Annotated in this window: 17 protein-coding genes; 8 read left to right on the forward strand and 9 right to left on the reverse strand. The window is 70.4% G+C overall.

Features of this window, described 5'->3' with window-relative positions:
• Positions 1 to 53 precede the first annotated feature (53 nt).
• Positions 54 to 1,709 (forward strand): sensor histidine kinase, encoded by a 1,656-nt coding sequence (locus HNR30_RS06520; protein ID WP_181608987.1) that lies wholly within the window; start codon positions 54 to 56, stop codon positions 1,707 to 1,709.
• Here HNR30_RS06520 and HNR30_RS06525 read toward each other — a convergent pair.
• The 6 genes from HNR30_RS06525 to HNR30_RS06550 form a co-directional block, all read right to left on the reverse strand.
• Positions 1,687 to 2,106, reverse strand: coding sequence for a pyridoxamine 5'-phosphate oxidase family protein (locus HNR30_RS06525; RefSeq protein WP_181608704.1), 420 nt, complete (start codon positions 2,104 to 2,106; stop codon positions 1,687 to 1,689). The genes HNR30_RS06520 and HNR30_RS06525 overlap by 23 nt on opposite strands.
• Before the next feature lie 53 nt (positions 2,107 to 2,159).
• Positions 2,160 to 2,801: a response regulator gene (locus HNR30_RS06530; protein ID WP_181608705.1), complete on the reverse strand. Its 642-nt coding sequence runs from the start codon at positions 2,799 to 2,801 to the stop codon at positions 2,160 to 2,162.
• 96 nt (positions 2,802 to 2,897) lie between these two features.
• A complete protein-coding gene (gene pflA / locus HNR30_RS06535) occupies positions 2,898 to 3,629 on the reverse strand; it encodes a pyruvate formate-lyase-activating protein (protein ID WP_181608706.1) in 732 nt (243 codons plus the stop codon).
• Positions 3,626 to 5,854 carry a formate C-acetyltransferase gene (gene pflB, locus HNR30_RS06540; protein ID WP_181608707.1) on the reverse strand — a complete coding sequence of 743 codons (2,229 nt, stop codon included), beginning with the start codon at positions 5,852 to 5,854 and terminating at the stop codon, positions 3,626 to 3,628. Before pflB ends, pflA begins: the two co-directional genes overlap by 4 nt.
• Before the next feature lie 107 nt (positions 5,855 to 5,961).
• Positions 5,962 to 6,855 carry a sigma-70 family RNA polymerase sigma factor gene (locus HNR30_RS06545; RefSeq protein ID WP_181608708.1) on the reverse strand — a complete coding sequence of 298 codons (894 nt, stop codon included), beginning with the start codon at positions 6,853 to 6,855 and terminating at the stop codon, positions 5,962 to 5,964.
• A 167-nt stretch (positions 6,856 to 7,022) separates the two neighbouring features.
• The gene (locus HNR30_RS06550; RefSeq protein WP_181608709.1) at positions 7,023 to 7,589 is read right to left on the reverse strand and encodes a hypothetical protein; all 567 of its coding nucleotides are present in this window, start codon (positions 7,587 to 7,589) and stop codon (positions 7,023 to 7,025) included.
• Positions 7,590 to 7,778: 189 nt separating this feature from the next.
• Here HNR30_RS06550 and HNR30_RS06555 point away from each other — a divergent pair, with 189 nt between their 5' ends.
• Together HNR30_RS06555 and HNR30_RS06560 are read left to right on the forward strand one after the other, a co-directional pair.
• Positions 7,779 to 8,201: a CBS domain-containing protein gene (locus HNR30_RS06555; protein WP_181608710.1), complete on the forward strand. Its 423-nt coding sequence runs from the start codon at positions 7,779 to 7,781 to the stop codon at positions 8,199 to 8,201.
• Between the two features lie 18 nt (positions 8,202 to 8,219).
• Entirely contained in the window at positions 8,220 to 8,357 is a 138-nt protein-coding gene (locus HNR30_RS06560) for a hypothetical protein (RefSeq protein WP_181608711.1), read from the forward strand.
• Positions 8,358 to 8,392: 35 nt separating this feature from the next.
• On the opposite strand, the gene HNR30_RS06565 is transcribed toward HNR30_RS06560, so the two are convergent.
• The gene (locus HNR30_RS06565; protein ID WP_312894267.1) at positions 8,393 to 8,851 is read right to left on the reverse strand and encodes a GbsR/MarR family transcriptional regulator; all 459 of its coding nucleotides are present in this window, start codon (positions 8,849 to 8,851) and stop codon (positions 8,393 to 8,395) included.
• A 170-nt stretch (positions 8,852 to 9,021) separates the two neighbouring features.
• Here HNR30_RS06565 and HNR30_RS06570 point away from each other — a divergent pair, with 170 nt between their 5' ends.
• The 4 genes from HNR30_RS06570 (at position 9,022) to HNR30_RS06585 (ending at position 13,628) form a co-directional block, all read left to right on the forward strand.
• Entirely contained in the window at positions 9,022 to 10,635 is a 1,614-nt protein-coding gene (locus HNR30_RS06570) for a CocE/NonD family hydrolase (RefSeq protein WP_181608712.1), read from the forward strand.
• Positions 10,632 to 11,639 (forward strand): Rossmann-fold NAD(P)-binding domain-containing protein, encoded by a 1,008-nt coding sequence (locus HNR30_RS06575; protein ID WP_181608713.1) that lies wholly within the window; start codon positions 10,632 to 10,634, stop codon positions 11,637 to 11,639. Before HNR30_RS06570 ends, HNR30_RS06575 begins: the two co-directional genes overlap by 4 nt.
• 18 nt (positions 11,640 to 11,657) lie before the next feature.
• Positions 11,658 to 12,815, forward strand: coding sequence for an FAD-dependent monooxygenase (locus HNR30_RS06580; RefSeq protein WP_181608714.1), 1,158 nt, complete (start codon positions 11,658 to 11,660; stop codon positions 12,813 to 12,815).
• A gap of 153 nt (positions 12,816 to 12,968) precedes the next feature.
• Complete coding sequence (locus HNR30_RS06585) at positions 12,969 to 13,628, forward strand: DUF998 domain-containing protein (RefSeq protein ID WP_181608715.1); 660 nt, start codon at positions 12,969 to 12,971, stop codon at positions 13,626 to 13,628.
• A gap of 261 nt (positions 13,629 to 13,889) precedes the next feature.
• On the opposite strand, the gene HNR30_RS06590 is transcribed toward HNR30_RS06585, so the two are convergent.
• Positions 13,890 to 14,090 (reverse strand): hypothetical protein, encoded by a 201-nt coding sequence (locus HNR30_RS06590; protein WP_181608716.1) that lies wholly within the window; start codon positions 14,088 to 14,090, stop codon positions 13,890 to 13,892.
• 331 nt (positions 14,091 to 14,421) lie between these two features.
• Positions 14,422 to 15,069 (reverse strand): helix-turn-helix domain-containing protein, encoded by a 648-nt coding sequence (locus HNR30_RS06595; protein ID WP_181608717.1) that lies wholly within the window; start codon positions 15,067 to 15,069, stop codon positions 14,422 to 14,424.
• A gap of 140 nt (positions 15,070 to 15,209) precedes the next feature.
• Here HNR30_RS06595 and HNR30_RS06600 point away from each other — a divergent pair, with 140 nt between their 5' ends.
• Complete coding sequence (locus HNR30_RS06600) at positions 15,210 to 16,052, forward strand: universal stress protein (RefSeq protein ID WP_181608718.1); 843 nt, start codon at positions 15,210 to 15,212, stop codon at positions 16,050 to 16,052.
• Positions 16,053 to 16,092 lie beyond the last annotated feature (40 nt).

Consider the following 16,092-nt stretch of genomic DNA (forward strand, 5'->3'; position numbering starts at 1 on the left):
GATGGGCGTTTCGCGTTCTTGGTGCGAGACTCGGATCTGTGTCGAATCCGTTGATGCCGAACATGCGCCTGGACGAACTGCTGTCGGAGCTGCAGGTGCGGCTGAACGCCGTCCTGGCCACCCGCGACCGGGTGCACGCGTTGCTGGACGCGGTGGTGTCGGTCGGCAGTGACCTGGATCTGGAGACGGTGCTGCGTCGGATCGTGGAGACCGCCACGAACCTCGTCGATGCCAGCTACGGCGCGCTCGGCGTGGTGGGCGAGGAGCACACGCTGCTGCAGTTCATCCCGGTCGGGCTGAGCGAGGAGGAGATCGCCGCGATCGAGCACTGGCCGCACGGCCTGGGGCTGCTCGGCCTGCTGATCAAGGATGCCCGGCCGCTGCGGCTGGCGCGCATCTCCGACCACCCCGAGTCGTACGGGTTCCCGCCCGGTCACCCGCCGATGGGCAGCTTCCTCGGCGTGCCGATCCGGGTGCGCGACGAGGTGTTCGGCAACCTCTACCTGACCGAGAAGCGCGGCGGCGCCGAGTTCGACGAGGAGGACGAGGCGATCGTCATCGCGCTGGCCACCGCAGCCGGTGTCGCCGTGGAGAACGCCCGCCTGTACGAGGAGACCCGCAGCCGCGAGACGTGGCTGCGAGCGTCGTCGGAGATCACCACGAGCCTGCTGTCCGGCGTCGAATCGCACGACGTGCTGCAGATGATGGCGGTCAGCGCCCGCCAGATGACCGACGCCGACCTGTCCGCCGTCCTGCTACCGGACGGCGAGAGCCTGAAGGTCGAGATCGCCGACGGCGACATTTCGGAGGACCTGATCGTCCCCATGGAGGGCAGCCTGGCCGGGGTGGCCTTCACCCGGGGTGAGTCCGTGAGCGAGGGGAATCTGCAGAACTCCTCCTACGCCAACTCCCCCTTGAAGCAGCTGGGCTTCGGCCCCGGCCTGGTCGTTCCGCTCGGAGCACTCCCTGCCGTACGAGGGGCCCTCATGCTCGCCAAGCTGCCAGGCCGCATCCCCTTCAGCGGTGGTGACCAGAAAATGCTCGAGGCCTTCGCCGGTCAGGCGGCGATCGCGCTGGAGCTGGCCGAGGCCCGCAAGGACGCCGAACGCCTGGGCCTGCTGGAGGATCGCGACCGGATCGCCAAGGACCTGCACGACGTGGTCATCCAGCGGCTGTTCGCCATCGCCATGACGCTGATGAGCGCGGTGCGCCTGGTCGACCGGCCGGAGGCCTCCACCCGGCTACAGCACGCCATCGACGAGCTGGACGTGACGATCCGGCAGATCCGCTCGACCATCTTCGCCCTGCAGGGCGTGCGTGAGCCCGGCGCGCCGAGCCTGCGCGCCCAGATCGTGGATCTCGTCGAGAGCGCCCGCGGCCACCTGGGCTTCATGCCGGGCCTGCGCATGGAGGGGCAACTGGATCACCAGGTCCCCGACGGGCACGCCGAGCACCTGCTCGCGGTGTTGCGTGAAGCCCTGTCGAATGTCGTCCGGCACGCCAAGGCGAGCCGCGCCGACGTGGCCGCCGAGGTCGCGCACGGGCAGCTGACGCTTGTGGTGGAGGACAACGGCGTCGGGATCGGCGAGTCCGGGCGCCGTAGCGGCCTGCGGAACCTGGAGGAGCGCGCAGCGCAGCTGGGCGGCGCGGTGGAGCTGGAGACGCCTAGCGGGGGAGGGACACGGATCAGCTGGCACGTGCCGCTGTGATCCGCCGGCCGGTCACCTGCTCGACGGCTACCACGATGTAGTGGTCGCGCCCGCCGGGCGCCCACGGCTCCAGGGGCAGCGCGGCCAGTCGGCTGATCTCTTCGGGTTCGAGGACGGCCCTGGCATGCCCGACGGCCGTGACCGACCAGCCGGTGCGCTCGTGCGTGTCGAACTCGTCCGCTTCGAAGGCGACCACGGCATGCCGGGTCGCCGCGGCGAGCTTGGAACCCTTGGCAGTGCGGATGACGATGTTCTCGCCGTCGAGCACGTAGTTGACCGGCTGGACGGCGGGCAGAGCGCGATCGGTGAAGACGATTCGTCCGATCTCCGCGGCGGCCAGCAGGTCCAGGCACTCCTGCCGGGACAGGACCTGGAGACCGGAAGCGTCGTAGTGCATGCCGTCCAGCATGGTCGCTTCACACACGCCCGGGTTAGGGGCGAAAGTCCCTCTTATTCGTGACGATCCGCTTTGAGCCTGGCGGCCATCGCCGCGGCCTGGGTACGGCGTTGCATGTTCAGCTTGCTCAGCAGGTTGGAGACGTAGTTCTTGACCGTTTTCTCCGCCAGGTACAGCCGTTCGCCGATCTGCCGGTTGGTCAGGCCCTCGCCGATCAGCTCCAGGATGTGCCGCTCCTGCTCCGACAGCGCCTGCAGCGGGTCCTTGCGCGCGGCCTGCTCGCGCAGCCGGTGCAGCATGGCGGCGGTGGTCTGCGGGTCGAGCAGCGACTGCCCGGAGGCGACCGTACGCACCGCGCCGACCAGGTCGGAGCCGTGGATCTGCTTGAGCACGTAGCCGGAGGCGCCGGCCATGACCGCGTCGAACAGGGCGTCGTCGTCGGCGTAGCTGGTCAGCATCAGGCAGCGCAGCTCGGGCAGCTTGGAGCGCACCTCGCGGCAGACGTCGACGCCGTTGCCGTCGGGCAGCCGCACGTCCAGCACCGCGACATCCGGCTGGAGCGCGGGGATGCGGGCGACCGCCGACGACGCGGTCCCGGCCTCGCCGATCACCTCGATGTCGTCCTCCGACTCCAGCAGGGCGGCCACGCCCCGCCGTACCACCTCGTGATCGTCGAGCAGGAACACGCGAATCATGCTTTGACGCTATCCCTTGCCCGGACGGTCGGGTAGGGACCAAAGTCCCGGGCGTTGATCTCCATGAGTTCATCCCGTTGCGACACCGCTGCCGGGCTATCTGCTCTGTACCCCGTGAGCGCGGAACTGCCCGCGCACCCGGTCGAGGAGGGCCTGGTCCGGCGGTTCGACGCCGGCCAGCGGGAACCGCATCCCCAGGCGCTCGTACTTGGCGGCGGCCATGCGGTGGAAGGGCAGCACGTCGACCACCTCCACGTTGTCCAGGCCCGCGACGAAGGCCGCCATGGCGTCGATGTCGTCCGGGTCGTCGGTCAGCCCCGGCACCAGGACGAATCGCACCCAGGTGGGGCGTCCCAGATCCCGCAGCCGCCGCGCGAAGCGCAGGGTGGGCTGGAGGGCCCCGCCGGTCAGCCGCCGGTAGCGGGCCACGTCGAAGGCCTTGATGTCCAGCAGGACCAGGTCGGTGTCGGCCAGCATGGCGTCGGTGGCGCGCTCGCCCAGGAAGCCCGAGGTGTCGAGTGCGGTGTGCAGGCCGATCTCGTGGCAGCGGCGCAGCAGCTCGGCCGTGAAGCCGGGCTGAAGCAGGGGTTCACCGCCGCTGACGGTCACCCCGCCGCCGGCCACGGTGATGAAGCGGCGGTAGCGGTCGATCTCCGTCATGAGGTCGTCGACGGTGACGGGCCGCCCGTCGCGCATGCGCCAGGTCTCCGGGTTGTGGCAGTACAGGCAGCGCAACGGGCAGCCGCAGGTGAACACGACGAAACGGGTCCCGGGACCGTCGACGCCGATCGACAGGTCCCAGGACTCGATGACGCCGCTCCCGTTCACAACGCCTCGTGGAAGGTGCGGCCGATCACGTCGAGCTGCTGCTCGCGGGTCAGGCGGACGAAGTTCACGGCGTAGCCGGAGACGCGGATCGTCAGGTTCGGGTGGTTCTCCGGGTGCTCCATGGCGTCCAGGAGCACGGCGCGGGTGAGCACGTTGACGTTCATGTGGAAGCCGCCGGCGTCGACGTAGCCGTCGAGCACGCCGACCAGGTCGCCGACGCCGTCGGGGCCGAGGCCCGCCGGGGTGACGGTGGTGGTCAGCGAGATGCCGTCGAGCGCCTCGTCATAAGGCAGCTTGGCCACCGACAGCGCCGAGGCGACGATGCCGTGGCGGTCGCGGCCGTTCATCGGGTTGGCGCCAGGGGCGAACGGCTCGCCCGCCCGCCTGCCGTCCGGCGTGTCGCCGGTGTGCCGGCCGTACACGACGTTGGAGGTGATCGTCAGCACCGACTGGGTGTGCTCGGCGCCGCGGTAGGCCGGGTGGCGGCGCACCTTGGCCATGAACGAGCGCACCAGGCCGACGGCGATGTCGTCGGCGCGGTCGTCGTTGTTGCCGTAAGCCGGGTAGTCGCCCTCCACCTCGTAGCCGACGGCCAGGCCGCTCGGGTCGCGCACGACGCGCACACGGGCGTGCCTGATGGCCGACAGGCTGTCGGCGGCCACGGACAGCCCGGCGATGCCGCAGGCCAGGGTGCGCTTGACGGGGTAGTCGTGCAGGGCCATCTCAAGGCGCTCGTAGGCGTACTTGTCGTGCATGTAGTGGATGATGTTGAGTGCGTTGACGTAGGTGGCGGCCAGCCAGTCCATCATCCGGTCCATGGCCGCGGCGACCTCGTCGTAGTCGAGGTGGTCACCGGTCAGGGGCGGCAGGGCCGGGCCGACCTGCTCGCCGGTCATCTCGTCCCGGCCGCCGTTGATGGCGTAGAGCAGCGTCTTGGCCAGGTTCACCCGCGCGCCGAAGAACTGCATCTGCCTGCCCACAGGTGCGGCCGACACGCAGCAGGCGATCGCGGCGTCGTCGCCGAAGCGCGGCCGGATCAGCTCGTCGCTCTCGTACTGGATGGCGCTGGTCTCGATCGACAGGGCGGCGCAGAACCGCTTGAACGGCTCGGGCAGCCGGGGCGACCACAACACCGTGAGGTTGGGCTCCGGTGCCGGTCCGAGGTTGCGCAGCGTCTGCAGGAAGCGGTAGGTGGTGCGTGTCACCAGCGGGCGCCCGTCCTGGCCCATCCCCGCCAGCGACTCGGTCACCCACGTGGGGTCGCCGGAGAACAGCTGGTCGTATTCGGGGGTGCGCAGGAAGCGCACGATGCGCAGCTTGATGACGAGGTCGTCGACGAGTTCCTGGGCACGCTCCTCGGTGATCCGGCCCTCGGCCAGGTCGCGTTCCAGGTAGACGTCGAGGAAGGTCGACGTACGGCCCAGCGACATCGCGGCGCCGTTCTGCTCCTTGATCGCGGCCAGATAGCCGAAGTACAGCCACTGGATCGCCTCGTGGGCGGTGGCGGCGGGTCCGGAGATGTCGTGACCGTAGGAGGCGGCCATCTGCTTCAGCTCGTGCAGGGCGGCCACCTGCTCGGTGAGCTCCTCCCGGTCGCGGATGACGTCCGAGGTGGCGAAGGCCGCGTCGAGCGAGGCGAGCTCGTCCCGCTTGGCCTCGATGAGCCGGTCCACCCCGTAGAGGGCGACCCTGCGGTAGTCGCCGATGATCCGGCCGCGGCCGTAGGAGTCGGGCAGTCCGGTGATGATCCCGGCGCGGCGGGCGTTGCGGATCTCGGGCGTGTAGGCGGCGAAGACCCCGTCGTTGTGGGTCTTGCGATATTTGGTGAAGATCTCCCTGACGGCCGGGTCGAGCTTGTAGCCGTAAGCCGCCAGCCCGCCCTCCACCATGCGCAGCCCGCCCAGGGGCATGATGGCGCGCTTGAGCGGGGCGTCGGTCTGCAACCCGACGATCAGCTCCCGGCCGCGGTCGATGAAGCCGGGACGGTGTGCGGTGATCGACGACGGGGTGGAGCTGTCGGCGTCGAGGATGCCGCGACGGCGCTCCTCGGCGAACAGCGGCGCCAGCGTGTCCCAGACGGCACGAGTGCGCGCCGTCGGGCCGGTCAGAAAGTCCGCCTCGCCCTCGTAGGGGGTGTAGTTGGCTTGCACGAACTCCCTGACGTTCACGTTCGCGCGCCAGGTGTCGCCCTGGAATTCCCGCCATGCCGCCACTCGTGTGGTCACTGGACGCCCTCTCTCTGGTCTCACCTCCACCCTCGGCCACGACCGTGCGCGGCGCCCGTGCCGAAGGTCCCGAACTTCCTGGACCGATGGTCATCCGGCGAGGGGTGTCAGGCGGCCTGGTGGCCTTCGCGCAGCCGGGCCAGCGCCTGGGCAATCAGGCGTCGCGCTCGGTCCGGGCCGAGTCCGAGGCGGTCCGCGACCTGCCGCATACTCTTGGGGAGTCCGTCGTCGAGGCCGAAGCGGAGGGTGACGGCCCTCGCCTCCGCGGAGGGAAGGCGGTGGACATCGCGACGCAGATCGTCGAAGGCCATCCGCGTCACCGCGATCTCCTCGGGCCCGTACTCCTCCTCGTCCTCGATCAGGTCGCCGAGAACGAGGCCGTCGTCACCGATCGGCACATCCAGGCTGACCGTGGCCTGGGTGAGGGCGCGCAGCCGATTGACCTCCTCTGGAGAGGCTCCGGCTTCCCGTGCGAGCTCATCGACGGTGGGTTCGCGGCCCAGCCGGATCGACAGCTGCCTCTCGATCCTGGCGTAACGCGCCAGTTGCTCGGCGACGTGCACGGGGAGCCGGATGGTTCTGGCGCTGCCGGCCAGACCCCGCTGGATCGACTGCTTGATCCACCAGATGGCGTAGGTGGAGAACTTGTAGCCTTTGGTGTAGTCGAACTTCTCCACCGCCCGGATCAGCCCGAGGTTGCCTTCCTGGATGAAATCGAGCATGGGCAGGCCCTGCCCGATATGGCGCCTGGCCACCGAGACGACCAGGCGCAGGTTGGCCTGAATCATGTGGCTTCTGGCGCGCTCTCCATCGTCCGCGACGGCCTCCAGGTCCGCCTGGCCGGTGGTTACGCCGCTGTCCAGGAGCTTGCGGGCGAGCACACCGGCCTCGATCCTGCGGGCCAGGTCGACTTCTTCCTCGGCGGTGAGCAAAGGGATGACACCGATCTCGCAGAGATAGCGGTCGAGCGGATCACGACTGTCCTGGCGCTTGGTCCGCATGCCGTACACCTCCTGCTCGATCGGCCCTTCAGCTGCCCGCCGTTCCACCTACTTCTTCTGGCGGGTGATGTAGGACGAGGCGATGACCATGATCGCTATCACGATGGCGATGATCACAGTGGCGGTGGGCCAGTCCATGGTTCCTCCCGGAATCGTGCTCGACCCTGTCATTGCACGCCGATGCGTGACGCGGGGGACCGGGCGAAGGTCCCGGATGTGGAGGTCGTCGGTCCTCGCGAGCCCGCGGCGGTGAACGCCTGCACGCCACGCAACATGCGGGCAGCCGCTTCCAGATCTCCAGCGGCCTCCAGGGCCCGACCGGCAGCCGTGGCGAGGCGGATCAGCAGATCCTCGGCGTTTCGGTTCAGCTCGGTCCCCGCCACCCAGATGACCGCCTGGTAGCGGATCCCGAACGGCACCGGCACGCCGACGAAACCGACACCGGCGATGCTCCTGCACACCACGTCAGAGGTTGAGGCGACCGCCGTCAGGAGCCCGGAGTCGGTTAGCCATCGCTCGGCCGAGCGCACTTCGGCAGGAGCGGCGCCGGTGTGCACCGGCCGGGCGCGGGCGTGGACCGGATCGACCTCGATCAGGCCCGCCCACGTGGCCGAGCAGATCTCCGCCGCCGCCGCGGCAACCCGCTCCAGCAGGCGGCTGCGGCGGCAGGCGGTCAGGCCGTCCAACAGGTCGCTCAGAGCGGTCGGGGTACGCGGCCTCGTGGATTCCGTCATGGTTGGATGCTCCGGCCGCATCCGCTCGCCTTCCAGAGGCGAAGGTCCCTGGAGGGCCGCAATCGGGTCGAAGGGCGCCACCTGGCGGGCCATTCGCCTCATGACCGGACTCTCTCGACTCGTCACGCTTGGAACGCGGGGCCCGTTCCGCCTCGGGGCGCCGTGGAAGCGAGCAGGAGGGAGCCTGCGATGAAGATCAAGGATGTGATGTCCACTCCTGTGGTGGCCGTTCCTGGCATGACGACCGCGCGAGAGGTCGCTCAGCACATGGACCATTCCGGGGTCGGTTGCGTCATCGTCACCGACGGCCGCGACGTCATCGGGATCGTCACCGACCGGGACCTCGTCCTGAGGGTTCTGGCCAGGGGACGGAGCGCGGACACCCCGATCGTCGAGGCGATGACCACGAAGCCGGTGGGCGTGCGCCCTGACGACGATCTCGACGTCGCTTTCGAGACGCTTCGCCGCCACGCCATCCGGCGTCTTCCGGTGGTGGAGGGCGACACGGTGCTCGGCATGGTGACCCTGGACGATCTGCTGGTGCACAATCACGAGCTGACGGGTTCGCTGCTGCGGCCGGTTCTCAGCGAGATCAGTTTCCCCCAGCACTGACACCGGTGATCACGGGCTATGCCGGTGCGCCTGGGCGATTGCCGTGCGTTCGGTCTCGTCCAGGGCGAGTTCCAGGCGCGCCTGAGCCTGTTCCAGGGCTGGAACCCACTTCCCCGCCTCGCCACGAAGGTCGGTGAATTCCTCGACGCTGGCTGAGCGCGACTCCTGGTCGGCAGGTCTCGGGGCCGCGGTCAGCCGCTCTGCTGATGCCAGCGGCTCAGCAGAGCGGGCAGCTCGCCGAGCAGGAATTCGTAGAAGGCGTGCATCTGGGCCAGCCGGACATGGGCGGGATCGCCCTCGTCGGTGGCGGCCATTCCGGCGGCCGCAGCCTGGAGCATGGCCTGAATGACGGTGTTCTGGCTGGTGAACAGGGTGGCCCAGGCATCCTCACGCAGCCGGTAGTGCTCTCGGCGGCTCCCAGGCGCGGGCAGACGTTCGATCAGCCCGACCGTGGCCAGGGATTTGATCGCGCCTGAGACCGAGCCTGCGCTGGCCTCCAACTGGGCGGCGATCTCGCCGGCGGTGACGCTTTCCTGGTCGGTGAACAGGAAGACGGCCAGGGTGCGGGCGGTCATGCGCTGCATGCCGCCCTCGATCAGGGTCAAGGCCAGCCGTTCGGCCGCCTGCCACGGCTCATACCGGTCGTTCACGTGTGCCTCCTTGCAGGAAGCAGAATACCGAACTCCATGAATCTTCAGAAATTTCTGAAAAGTCGGTATAGTCGTCGCATCGGCCTCTCGTGACGGGTTCGATGGTGTGCCGGGAAGCCTGGTCGGCGATGTGATCTCTCATCAGCCTCGACACGAAGGAAACCCCGGCCATGACCCTGCTCAGCCGCCTGTACGGCGTGCGCCCCGCCCTGCGTCACCGGGTGCGGGTGCGGCGCAACGTGGAGATCCCGGCCGCCGACGGTGTGCGGCTGCTGGCCACCCACTACTACCCGGCCGGTCAGCGGCGGCCGCCGCTGGTGCTGCTGCGCAGCCCCTATGGCCGCGGCAACGCCCTGGACCAGCTTCCGGCACTGCTGGCCGAGCGCGGCTACCAGGTGCTGTATCAGAGCCTGCGCGGCACGGCCGGCTCCGGTGGCCGTTTCGACGGGTTCGTCATCGACCCGGCCGACGGCGACGGCACGCTCAGCTGGCTGCGCGCCCAGCCGTGGTTCGGCGACCAGCTGGCCACCTGGGGCGCCAGCTACCTCGGTCTCGTGCAGTGGGAGCTGGCCGCCCGCGACATCCCGGAATGGAAGATCGCACTCATCCAGGACGCCCCCTCGGAGTTCGCCCGCGGCTTCATGTATCCGGGCGGAGCCTTCGCAACCGGAAACGCGCTGGGCTGGGTGCAGCTGGTGGAGCGCATGTTCACCGGCGGCTACGGCATCGTCCGCCAGATGGCCGGCATGGTCGGTGCCGCGCGGCGGCTGTCGGATGCCACGCTCACCCTCCCCCTGCAGCAGGCCGATCAGGCGCTGACCGGGCATCCCGTGCCCTGGTTCCGGGACTGGGTCCGCCACGGTCCCGGCGAGAAGTACTGGGCGAGCACCGATCACCGCGCCAACGTCACCCGCATGCCGCCGGTGGTGCACCTGCAGGGCGGCTGGCACGACTTCTTCCTGCCGGGCATGCTGGCCGATTACGCCGGCCTGGTCGCTGCCGGACGTCGGGTGCGGCTGCTGGTCGGCCCGTGGAGCCATGGCCGCGGGCTGTACACCCGCCAGGGGCTGGCCGACGCGCTCACCACGCTGGATGCCGCGCTGCTCGGGCGGCCGACGCCCTCGGGCGTGCGGCTGTTCGTCACCGGCGCCGACCGCTGGATCGACGAGTCCGCCTGGCCGCCCGTGCACGAGCCGGCCTCCTGGTTCCTGCATCCGGGCGGTTTGCTCAGCCGTACCCCACCAGGTGGCCGGGCGGAGCCCAGTCGCTACCGCTATGACCCCGCCGACCCCACCCCCACGGTGGGCGGCACGCAGGTGGGCCTGTCGGCGGGTGCGAAGGACAATCGCGCCATCGAGGCCAGAACCGACGTGCTGACCTTTACCACCGCGCCCCTCACCGAGGATGTCGAGGCCGTCGGGCCGGTCCGTGTCCGCCTGCACGCGCGCTCGGCCAACCCGTATGTCGACTACTTCGCCCGCGTCTGTGACGTCGATCCGCGCGGCCGCTCGGTCAACGTGTGCGACGGCATCGTCCGGCTGACCCACCCCGGCGACATCCGGGTCGCCAACATCGTCCTGTGGCCGATGGCCCACTGCTTCAAGCGCGGCCACCGCATCCGGCTACAGGTCTCCAGCGGCGCCCACCCACGCTTCGGCCGTAACCCCGGCACCGGTGAACCCATCGCCACCGCTACGAGCCTGCGCCCCTCGAAACACGAAATCTTCCACGACCACAGCCACCCGTCAGCTCTGTGGCTGCCCCTCACTTCAGGAGCATCATGAAAGTCCTCATCCTCGGTGGCACCCACCACGTGGGCCGCGCCCTCGTGGAGGCCGCCCTGGAGCGCGATGATGAGGTGAGCACGCTCAACCGCGGCCTCAGCCGCGAGCCCGCAGCCGGCGTGCGGGCGCTGATCGCCGACCGCGCCGACCCCGAATCTGTACGGCGGGCGCTCGGTGACGGGCGGTGGGAGGCGGTCATAGACACCTGGGCCTGGGCGCCGCGGGTGGTGCGCGAGGCCACCCGGCTGCTGGCCGACCGCGCCGGACACTACGGATACGTCTCCAGTCGCGGCGTGCACCGCTGGCCCTGGCCGTCCGGTGCCGACGAGCGCGCGCCCCTGGTCGACGGCGACCCCGGCAGCATCGACGACGCCGACTACGCCGCCGCCAAGCGTGGCGGTGAGCTCGCCGTCATCGAATCCTTCGGCGAGCGGGCGCTGCTGGCCAGGGCCGGGATGATCCTCGGCCCGTATGAGGACGTCGGCCGCATCCCGTGGTGGCTGCGCCGCCTGGAGAAGGGCGGCCGGGTTCTGGCCCCCGCCCCCGCCAACACGCCCCTGCAGTACCTCGACGTCCGGGACTTGGCCATCTGGATGCTCCAGTCCGCCGAACGTGGCCTGGGCGGCGCCTTCACCGTGACCGGCCCGCCCGGCGCGATCACCCTCGGCGAGCTGCTCACCACGGCGTTGGAGGTCACCGGCTTCGGCACCGAACTGGTGTGGGCCGAGCCGGACCTGCTGATCCGCCACGGCCTGCCGCTCGGCATGGAGCTCGGCCTGCGCATGCCCGACGGCAGCGCGCCGAGCGGCATGCACGACGCCGACGTCAGCGCCGCCCTGGCCGAAGGTCTCACCGCGCGCCCGCTGCGCGAGACCCTGGCCGACACCTGGGCCTGGCTGCAGGCCGAAGGCGACCCCACGCCTCGCCCGGACGCGCCTTCCCCCGACACCTGGCTGGATGCCGCTGCCGAACAGCGGCTGCTCGACCAGCTCTCTCACTCATAGAAGAAGGCAGCAACTCTCATGCGCGCCATCATCATCGGAGCCGGCATCGCCGGCCTGGCCGCCGCCCTGCGTCTGCACCAGATCGGCTGGGACACCCTCATCGTCGAACGCGCCCCGGCCCGCCGCGGCGGCGGGTACGCCGTCACCTTCGCCGGCATCGGCTACGACGCCGCCGAACGCATGGGCATCCTGCCGGACCTGCTCAAGAAGGGCTTCATCACTGACGAACTCGTCTACCACAAGCCGAACGGCGAACGCCGCTTCGCCCTCGACCGCGCCACCATCGCCGCCACCACCGGACCGCGCTCGATCACCATCCTGCGCGGCGACCTCGAAGCCGTCCTGTACGAGAAGGTCGAGGGCCACACCGAGGGCCACACAGAGATCCGCTTCGGTGCCACCCTCACCGCCGTCGACCAGGATGAGCGCGCCGTACGCGTGAGCTTGACCGACGGCACGGTCGAGGAGGCCGACCTGCTGATCGGCGCCGACGGCCTGCACTCGGCCACCCGCGCCCTGCTCTTCGGCCCGGAGAAGGACTTCCTGCTCGACCTGGAGCACAAGGTCGCCGTCTTCATGCTCGACCAGCGCCCTGCCGGCATCGCCACCGGCGCCACCGGCACCCTGTCGTCCGGCGGGCGCACCGCCGCGGTCATCAGCATCCCCGACGGACGCAACGTCGCCTTCTTCGGCTACCGCGCCGGCCACGCCCGCCCGGGTGAGGACGTCGCGACCGAACTGCAGCGTGTCTACGGCGACCTCGGCTGGGTCATCCCTGAAGCCCTGGCCGGGCTGGCGCGGGCCGACTCGGTCTACTTCGACACCATCAGCCAGGTCGTCGCACCCTCCTGGAGCAAAGGCCGCGTGGTCCTGCTCGGCGACGCCGCCTGGTGCGTCACCCTGTTCGCCGGGTACGGCTCCGCGCTGGCCGTCGGCGGAGCCGACCGGCTCGGCACCGAACTCGAGGCCTACCCCGGCGACATCCCCGCCGCTCTGGCCGCCTGGGAGGCCGCCATCCGGCCCGAGGCCGAGCGCAAGCAGAAGCTCGGCCGCCGCGTCAAAGGCGTCTACGCCCCCGCCAACCCGGTGGTGCTGTGGCTGAGCCAGCTGCCGCTGCGGCTGGCCGCCCTGCCGCCGGTCCGCAGGTACATGATCCGCCGCTTCATCAAGGGCTGAGCGTGGTGAGACACCTGGCCGCCCGCGCGGTCAGGTGTTACATTCCAGGCGACTACTAGGAGCGCGCCCCCGCAGGGGGTGCCGACGTCGGTGAGCCGGGAAGCCTGGTCGGCCCGCGATCTTCTGATCGTGGAGCTAGGAGGCTTGCTCCCGATGCGCCCGACCACAACCACCATCCTGCTCGCCTGCGGTATCGCCGCCGGCGCACTCGTCCCTGCGGTGCTCCTGATCGACGGCGCCACCCGGCCCGGGTACAGCCTTTGGCACCATGGCGCCAGCCAGCTCGGCACCGGCGAGCGCGGCTGGCTGCAAACGGCCAACTTCGTCATCGGCGGGCTGCTGCTGCTCGCCTTCGCCGCAGGGATACGCCGCGTGCTTGTTGTCGGCCGGGCCGCCGTCTGGGCGCCGGTCCTTCTGATGGCCGGTGGCCTGGCGATGGTCGTGGCCGGGATCGTGCCCACCGATCCTGCCCTCGGCTACCCGCCCGGTCTGCCCGAGGTGGTCACCACTGCGGGCCGCGTCCACGGGTTGGCCGGGCTGGTGCTGTTCGCCGCACTGGCGGCGGTGCCGTTCGTGCTGGCGCGTAGCCCGGGCGTGGGGAGCCGCGGGTGGGCGCGCTACTCGCGCTGGTCGGGGGCGCTGGTCATCGCCTTCGCCATCGCCGCAGGCCTCGCCTTCCGCCTGGACGTGCAGGGCGTGGTCCGGCCCGCGCCCGCCGGGTTGCTCGAACACGCCGCCCTGCTGGTCGGATTCGCCTGGATCATCGCCGCCGCCGCCCGGCTGCGCCGCCGTCCCGTCCGTGTGGAGGTGTGAGGCGGAGGTCATGCTGAAGATCCTGCTCGGCCGTACATCGTGCATCCCTTCAGCAGTCCCTTCAGCTCGGCCAATGCCTGTGTGGCGCGGGCCCGACTTCGGAAACTGACGAGGGCGAGCGATCCTTGGCCCAGGACTCGATGTCATCCGCTTGTCGGCGGGCGCCCGACTCGACGGCGGCGCACTCTGCGGCGGTGCGTCGCCACGCCTGCGCGGCTGGCAGCTCGCGTTCGGCAGAGGCACGCAGTCCCGCGTCGGAGATCACGGTCGCAGCTGTGTCCTGGCCTCATCGACGAGGGCCAGCGCGTCGGCGTCGTCCACGATTCTCCGGCACCGGTCGCCGCTGGCGGCGAAGACGGGTTCGAGCCCCGCCGCACGATCGGCCGGCACTCCCGCGGGGGCCGCGGCGCCGGGTACGCCGGCAGGGCGGAAGCGCCCGGTGAAGTCCCGCAGCCATGCCATGGTCTCACTCCATCATCAGGGGTCCCGGATGGGACGGGCCGAAGGTCGGCCTCCGATCGGTCCTTGGACCTCAGTACGGCAGGCGGCGCCCGGAGGGCGTGCGCAGATCCTGCTCTCGCGGAGGGCGAGCCGGTTTGGGGCGTGCGACGATGCGGACGGTCTTCATCGGATTCGACCTCCTCGATGTGGTGTGCCTCCGACTCTGTCCTTGTCGCCGCCTGCTTCCCAGGGACCTAAGACCCCGTTCGGCGGGCCGGCCGGCCCCACCGTGGGGGGCGAAGGGCATGAGGAAGGCCCGTCGCCGGAAGGCGGCGGGCCTAAGGCGGAGCCGTCATCGAGTGGCTGCGATCCGGCGGCCGGTCACGTGCTGCGGGCGGATCCGCACGAACAGGTTGCGCTCGCCGCCCGCCCAGGGCCGGACGTCGACGGGCATCTCCCCGTGCGGCAGGTGGTGGACGGGTCCCTGGACGAGCACGCTCCATCCTTGGCGCATGGCGTCGTCGACCCGATCGACCTCGAAGGCGATGACGATGTCCACGTCGCTCAGACCGGTGCGCAGGTCCCCGTCCATCACCCCCTCGTCGCGGGTGCGGATGATGATGTCGCCGTCGTGCACCCGGTAGTTGACGGGAAACACGACCGGCCCTCCGAAGCCGTTGAACGCGACCCTCCCCACACCACCGGGCGAGATGAGCTCCAGGCACTCCTCCCGGGTGAGCTCCTGCAGGTGAGGGGAGTGGGATGCGGTTCCACGACCGGGAGGACGCTCGGTGTCGCCGCCGAGCAGGTCGTCCGCGGTGGTCTGGAGAGCCCCGGCCAGGCGGAGCAGGGTGCCGTCGGTCAGCGTGGCGGGGTTGCTCTCGATGTAGTCGACGTAGCCGGGGTCCATGTGGGCGCGCTCGGCGAGGTCCTGGACGCTGAGCCCCAGTTCCTGACGTCGGTGGACGATTCTGCGGGCGAGGTCGCCGCGGTTGGACATGGTCGTCACCTCCTGGTGCCTCGACGCTAAACGGCATCCGGCGGCGCGCAGCACGGGCGTTGGGCCCGCGATCAGGGGACCAAAGGCCCTACGTGGCGACCCCCCGGTCAGGGTCCGATGGAGCTGACGAAGGAGGAACCATGATCATCGTGGGTGTCGACGGCTCCGAGGCGAGCCGCGCTGCAGTGGAGTGGGCGGCTGACGACGCCTGCCGTACGGGAGAGCCGTTGCGGCTGGTGCATGCCGTGGATCGCTGGCCGTACCAGATCAACCGGTATCCGGCCCCCGAGCTGACCGACTGGCTGACCCGGGGCGGGGAGAAGATCCTGGCGCAGGCCGAGGAGATCGCCAGGGTCCGGCAGCCGCACGTGGAGGTGTCCACGGCGCTGGTCGAGGGACCGGTGGCGCTGACACTGCGAGACCAGGCCAAGGACGCCTCCGCGATCGTGGTCGGCAGCCGTGGGCTGGGCGGGTTCGCCGGCGCGTTGCTGGGGTCGGTCAGTGTTCATGTCGCCGGCCACGCGCACTGCCCGGTGGTCGTGGTCCACGCGGATCAAGGGCCGGTCAAGGGGCTGGTGGTGGTCGGGGTGGACGACTCGCCCGAGTGCGAGCCGGCTCTGGAGTACGCCTTCGGCCAGGCGGCGATGCGGGGCGCGCGGGTGATGGCGGTGCACGGCTGGCAGCTGCCGATGCGGCTGGGCTCGCCGGAGCTGTACATCGACATGGACGAGATCCGTACGGCGCAGCACCGGGTCGTGACCGACCGGCTGGCGGCGATGGCGGAGAAGTTCCCGCAGGTCCAGGTGGACGAGGTGGTGCGCAACGCGCATCCGGTGGACGTACTGGTGCAGGCGTCCGCGGAGGCCGACCTCGTGGTCGTCGGCTCGCACGGGCGCGGGGCGGTGCGTTCGGCCCTGCTGGGCTCGGTGAGCCGGGGCGTGCTGCACCACGCCAGGTGCGCGGTCGCCGTCGTCCGTTCATGACCGTGCGGCCCGGCCAGTCAGTGTGAACCGGAGGAGGTAG

This window comes from Nonomuraea soli (assembly GCF_013761175.1).
Taxonomy (GTDB): domain Bacteria; phylum Actinomycetota; class Actinomycetes; order Streptosporangiales; family Streptosporangiaceae; genus Nonomuraea; species Nonomuraea soli.

What these genes read in the sequence shown, in the direction of transcription:
- HNR30_RS06555 (WP_181608710.1), top strand. Translation starts at nt 7,779, where the DNA reads ATGAAGATCAAGGATGTGATGTCCACTCCTGTGGTGGCCGTTCCTGGC.
- HNR30_RS06525 (WP_181608704.1), bottom strand. Translation starts at nt 2,106, where the DNA reads ATGCACTACGACGCTTCCGGTCTCCAGGTCCTGTCCCGGCAGGAGTGC.
- HNR30_RS06520 (WP_181608987.1), top strand. Translation starts at nt 54, where the DNA reads ATGCCGAACATGCGCCTGGACGAACTGCTGTCGGAGCTGCAGGTGCGG.
- HNR30_RS06595 (WP_181608717.1), bottom strand. Translation starts at nt 15,069, where the DNA reads ATGTCCAACCGCGGCGACCTCGCCCGCAGAATCGTCCACCGACGTCAG.
- HNR30_RS06580 (WP_181608714.1), top strand. Translation starts at nt 11,658, where the DNA reads ATGCGCGCCATCATCATCGGAGCCGGCATCGCCGGCCTGGCCGCCGCC.
- HNR30_RS06575 (WP_181608713.1), top strand. Translation starts at nt 10,632, where the DNA reads ATGAAAGTCCTCATCCTCGGTGGCACCCACCACGTGGGCCGCGCCCTC.
- HNR30_RS06545 (WP_181608708.1), bottom strand. Translation starts at nt 6,855, where the DNA reads ATGCGGACCAAGCGCCAGGACAGTCGTGATCCGCTCGACCGCTATCTC.
- HNR30_RS06570 (WP_181608712.1), top strand. Translation starts at nt 9,022, where the DNA reads ATGACCCTGCTCAGCCGCCTGTACGGCGTGCGCCCCGCCCTGCGTCAC.
- HNR30_RS06585 (WP_181608715.1), top strand. Translation starts at nt 12,969, where the DNA reads ATGCGCCCGACCACAACCACCATCCTGCTCGCCTGCGGTATCGCCGCC.
- HNR30_RS06530 (WP_181608705.1), bottom strand. Translation starts at nt 2,801, where the DNA reads ATGATTCGCGTGTTCCTGCTCGACGATCACGAGGTGGTACGGCGGGGC.
- HNR30_RS06590 (WP_181608716.1), bottom strand. Translation starts at nt 14,090, where the DNA reads ATGGCATGGCTGCGGGACTTCACCGGGCGCTTCCGCCCTGCCGGCGTA.
- HNR30_RS06600 (WP_181608718.1), top strand. Translation starts at nt 15,210, where the DNA reads ATGATCATCGTGGGTGTCGACGGCTCCGAGGCGAGCCGCGCTGCAGTG.
- HNR30_RS06560 (WP_181608711.1), top strand. Translation starts at nt 8,220, where the DNA reads ATGCCGGTGCGCCTGGGCGATTGCCGTGCGTTCGGTCTCGTCCAGGGC.
- HNR30_RS06550 (WP_181608709.1), bottom strand. Translation starts at nt 7,589, where the DNA reads ATGACGGAATCCACGAGGCCGCGTACCCCGACCGCTCTGAGCGACCTG.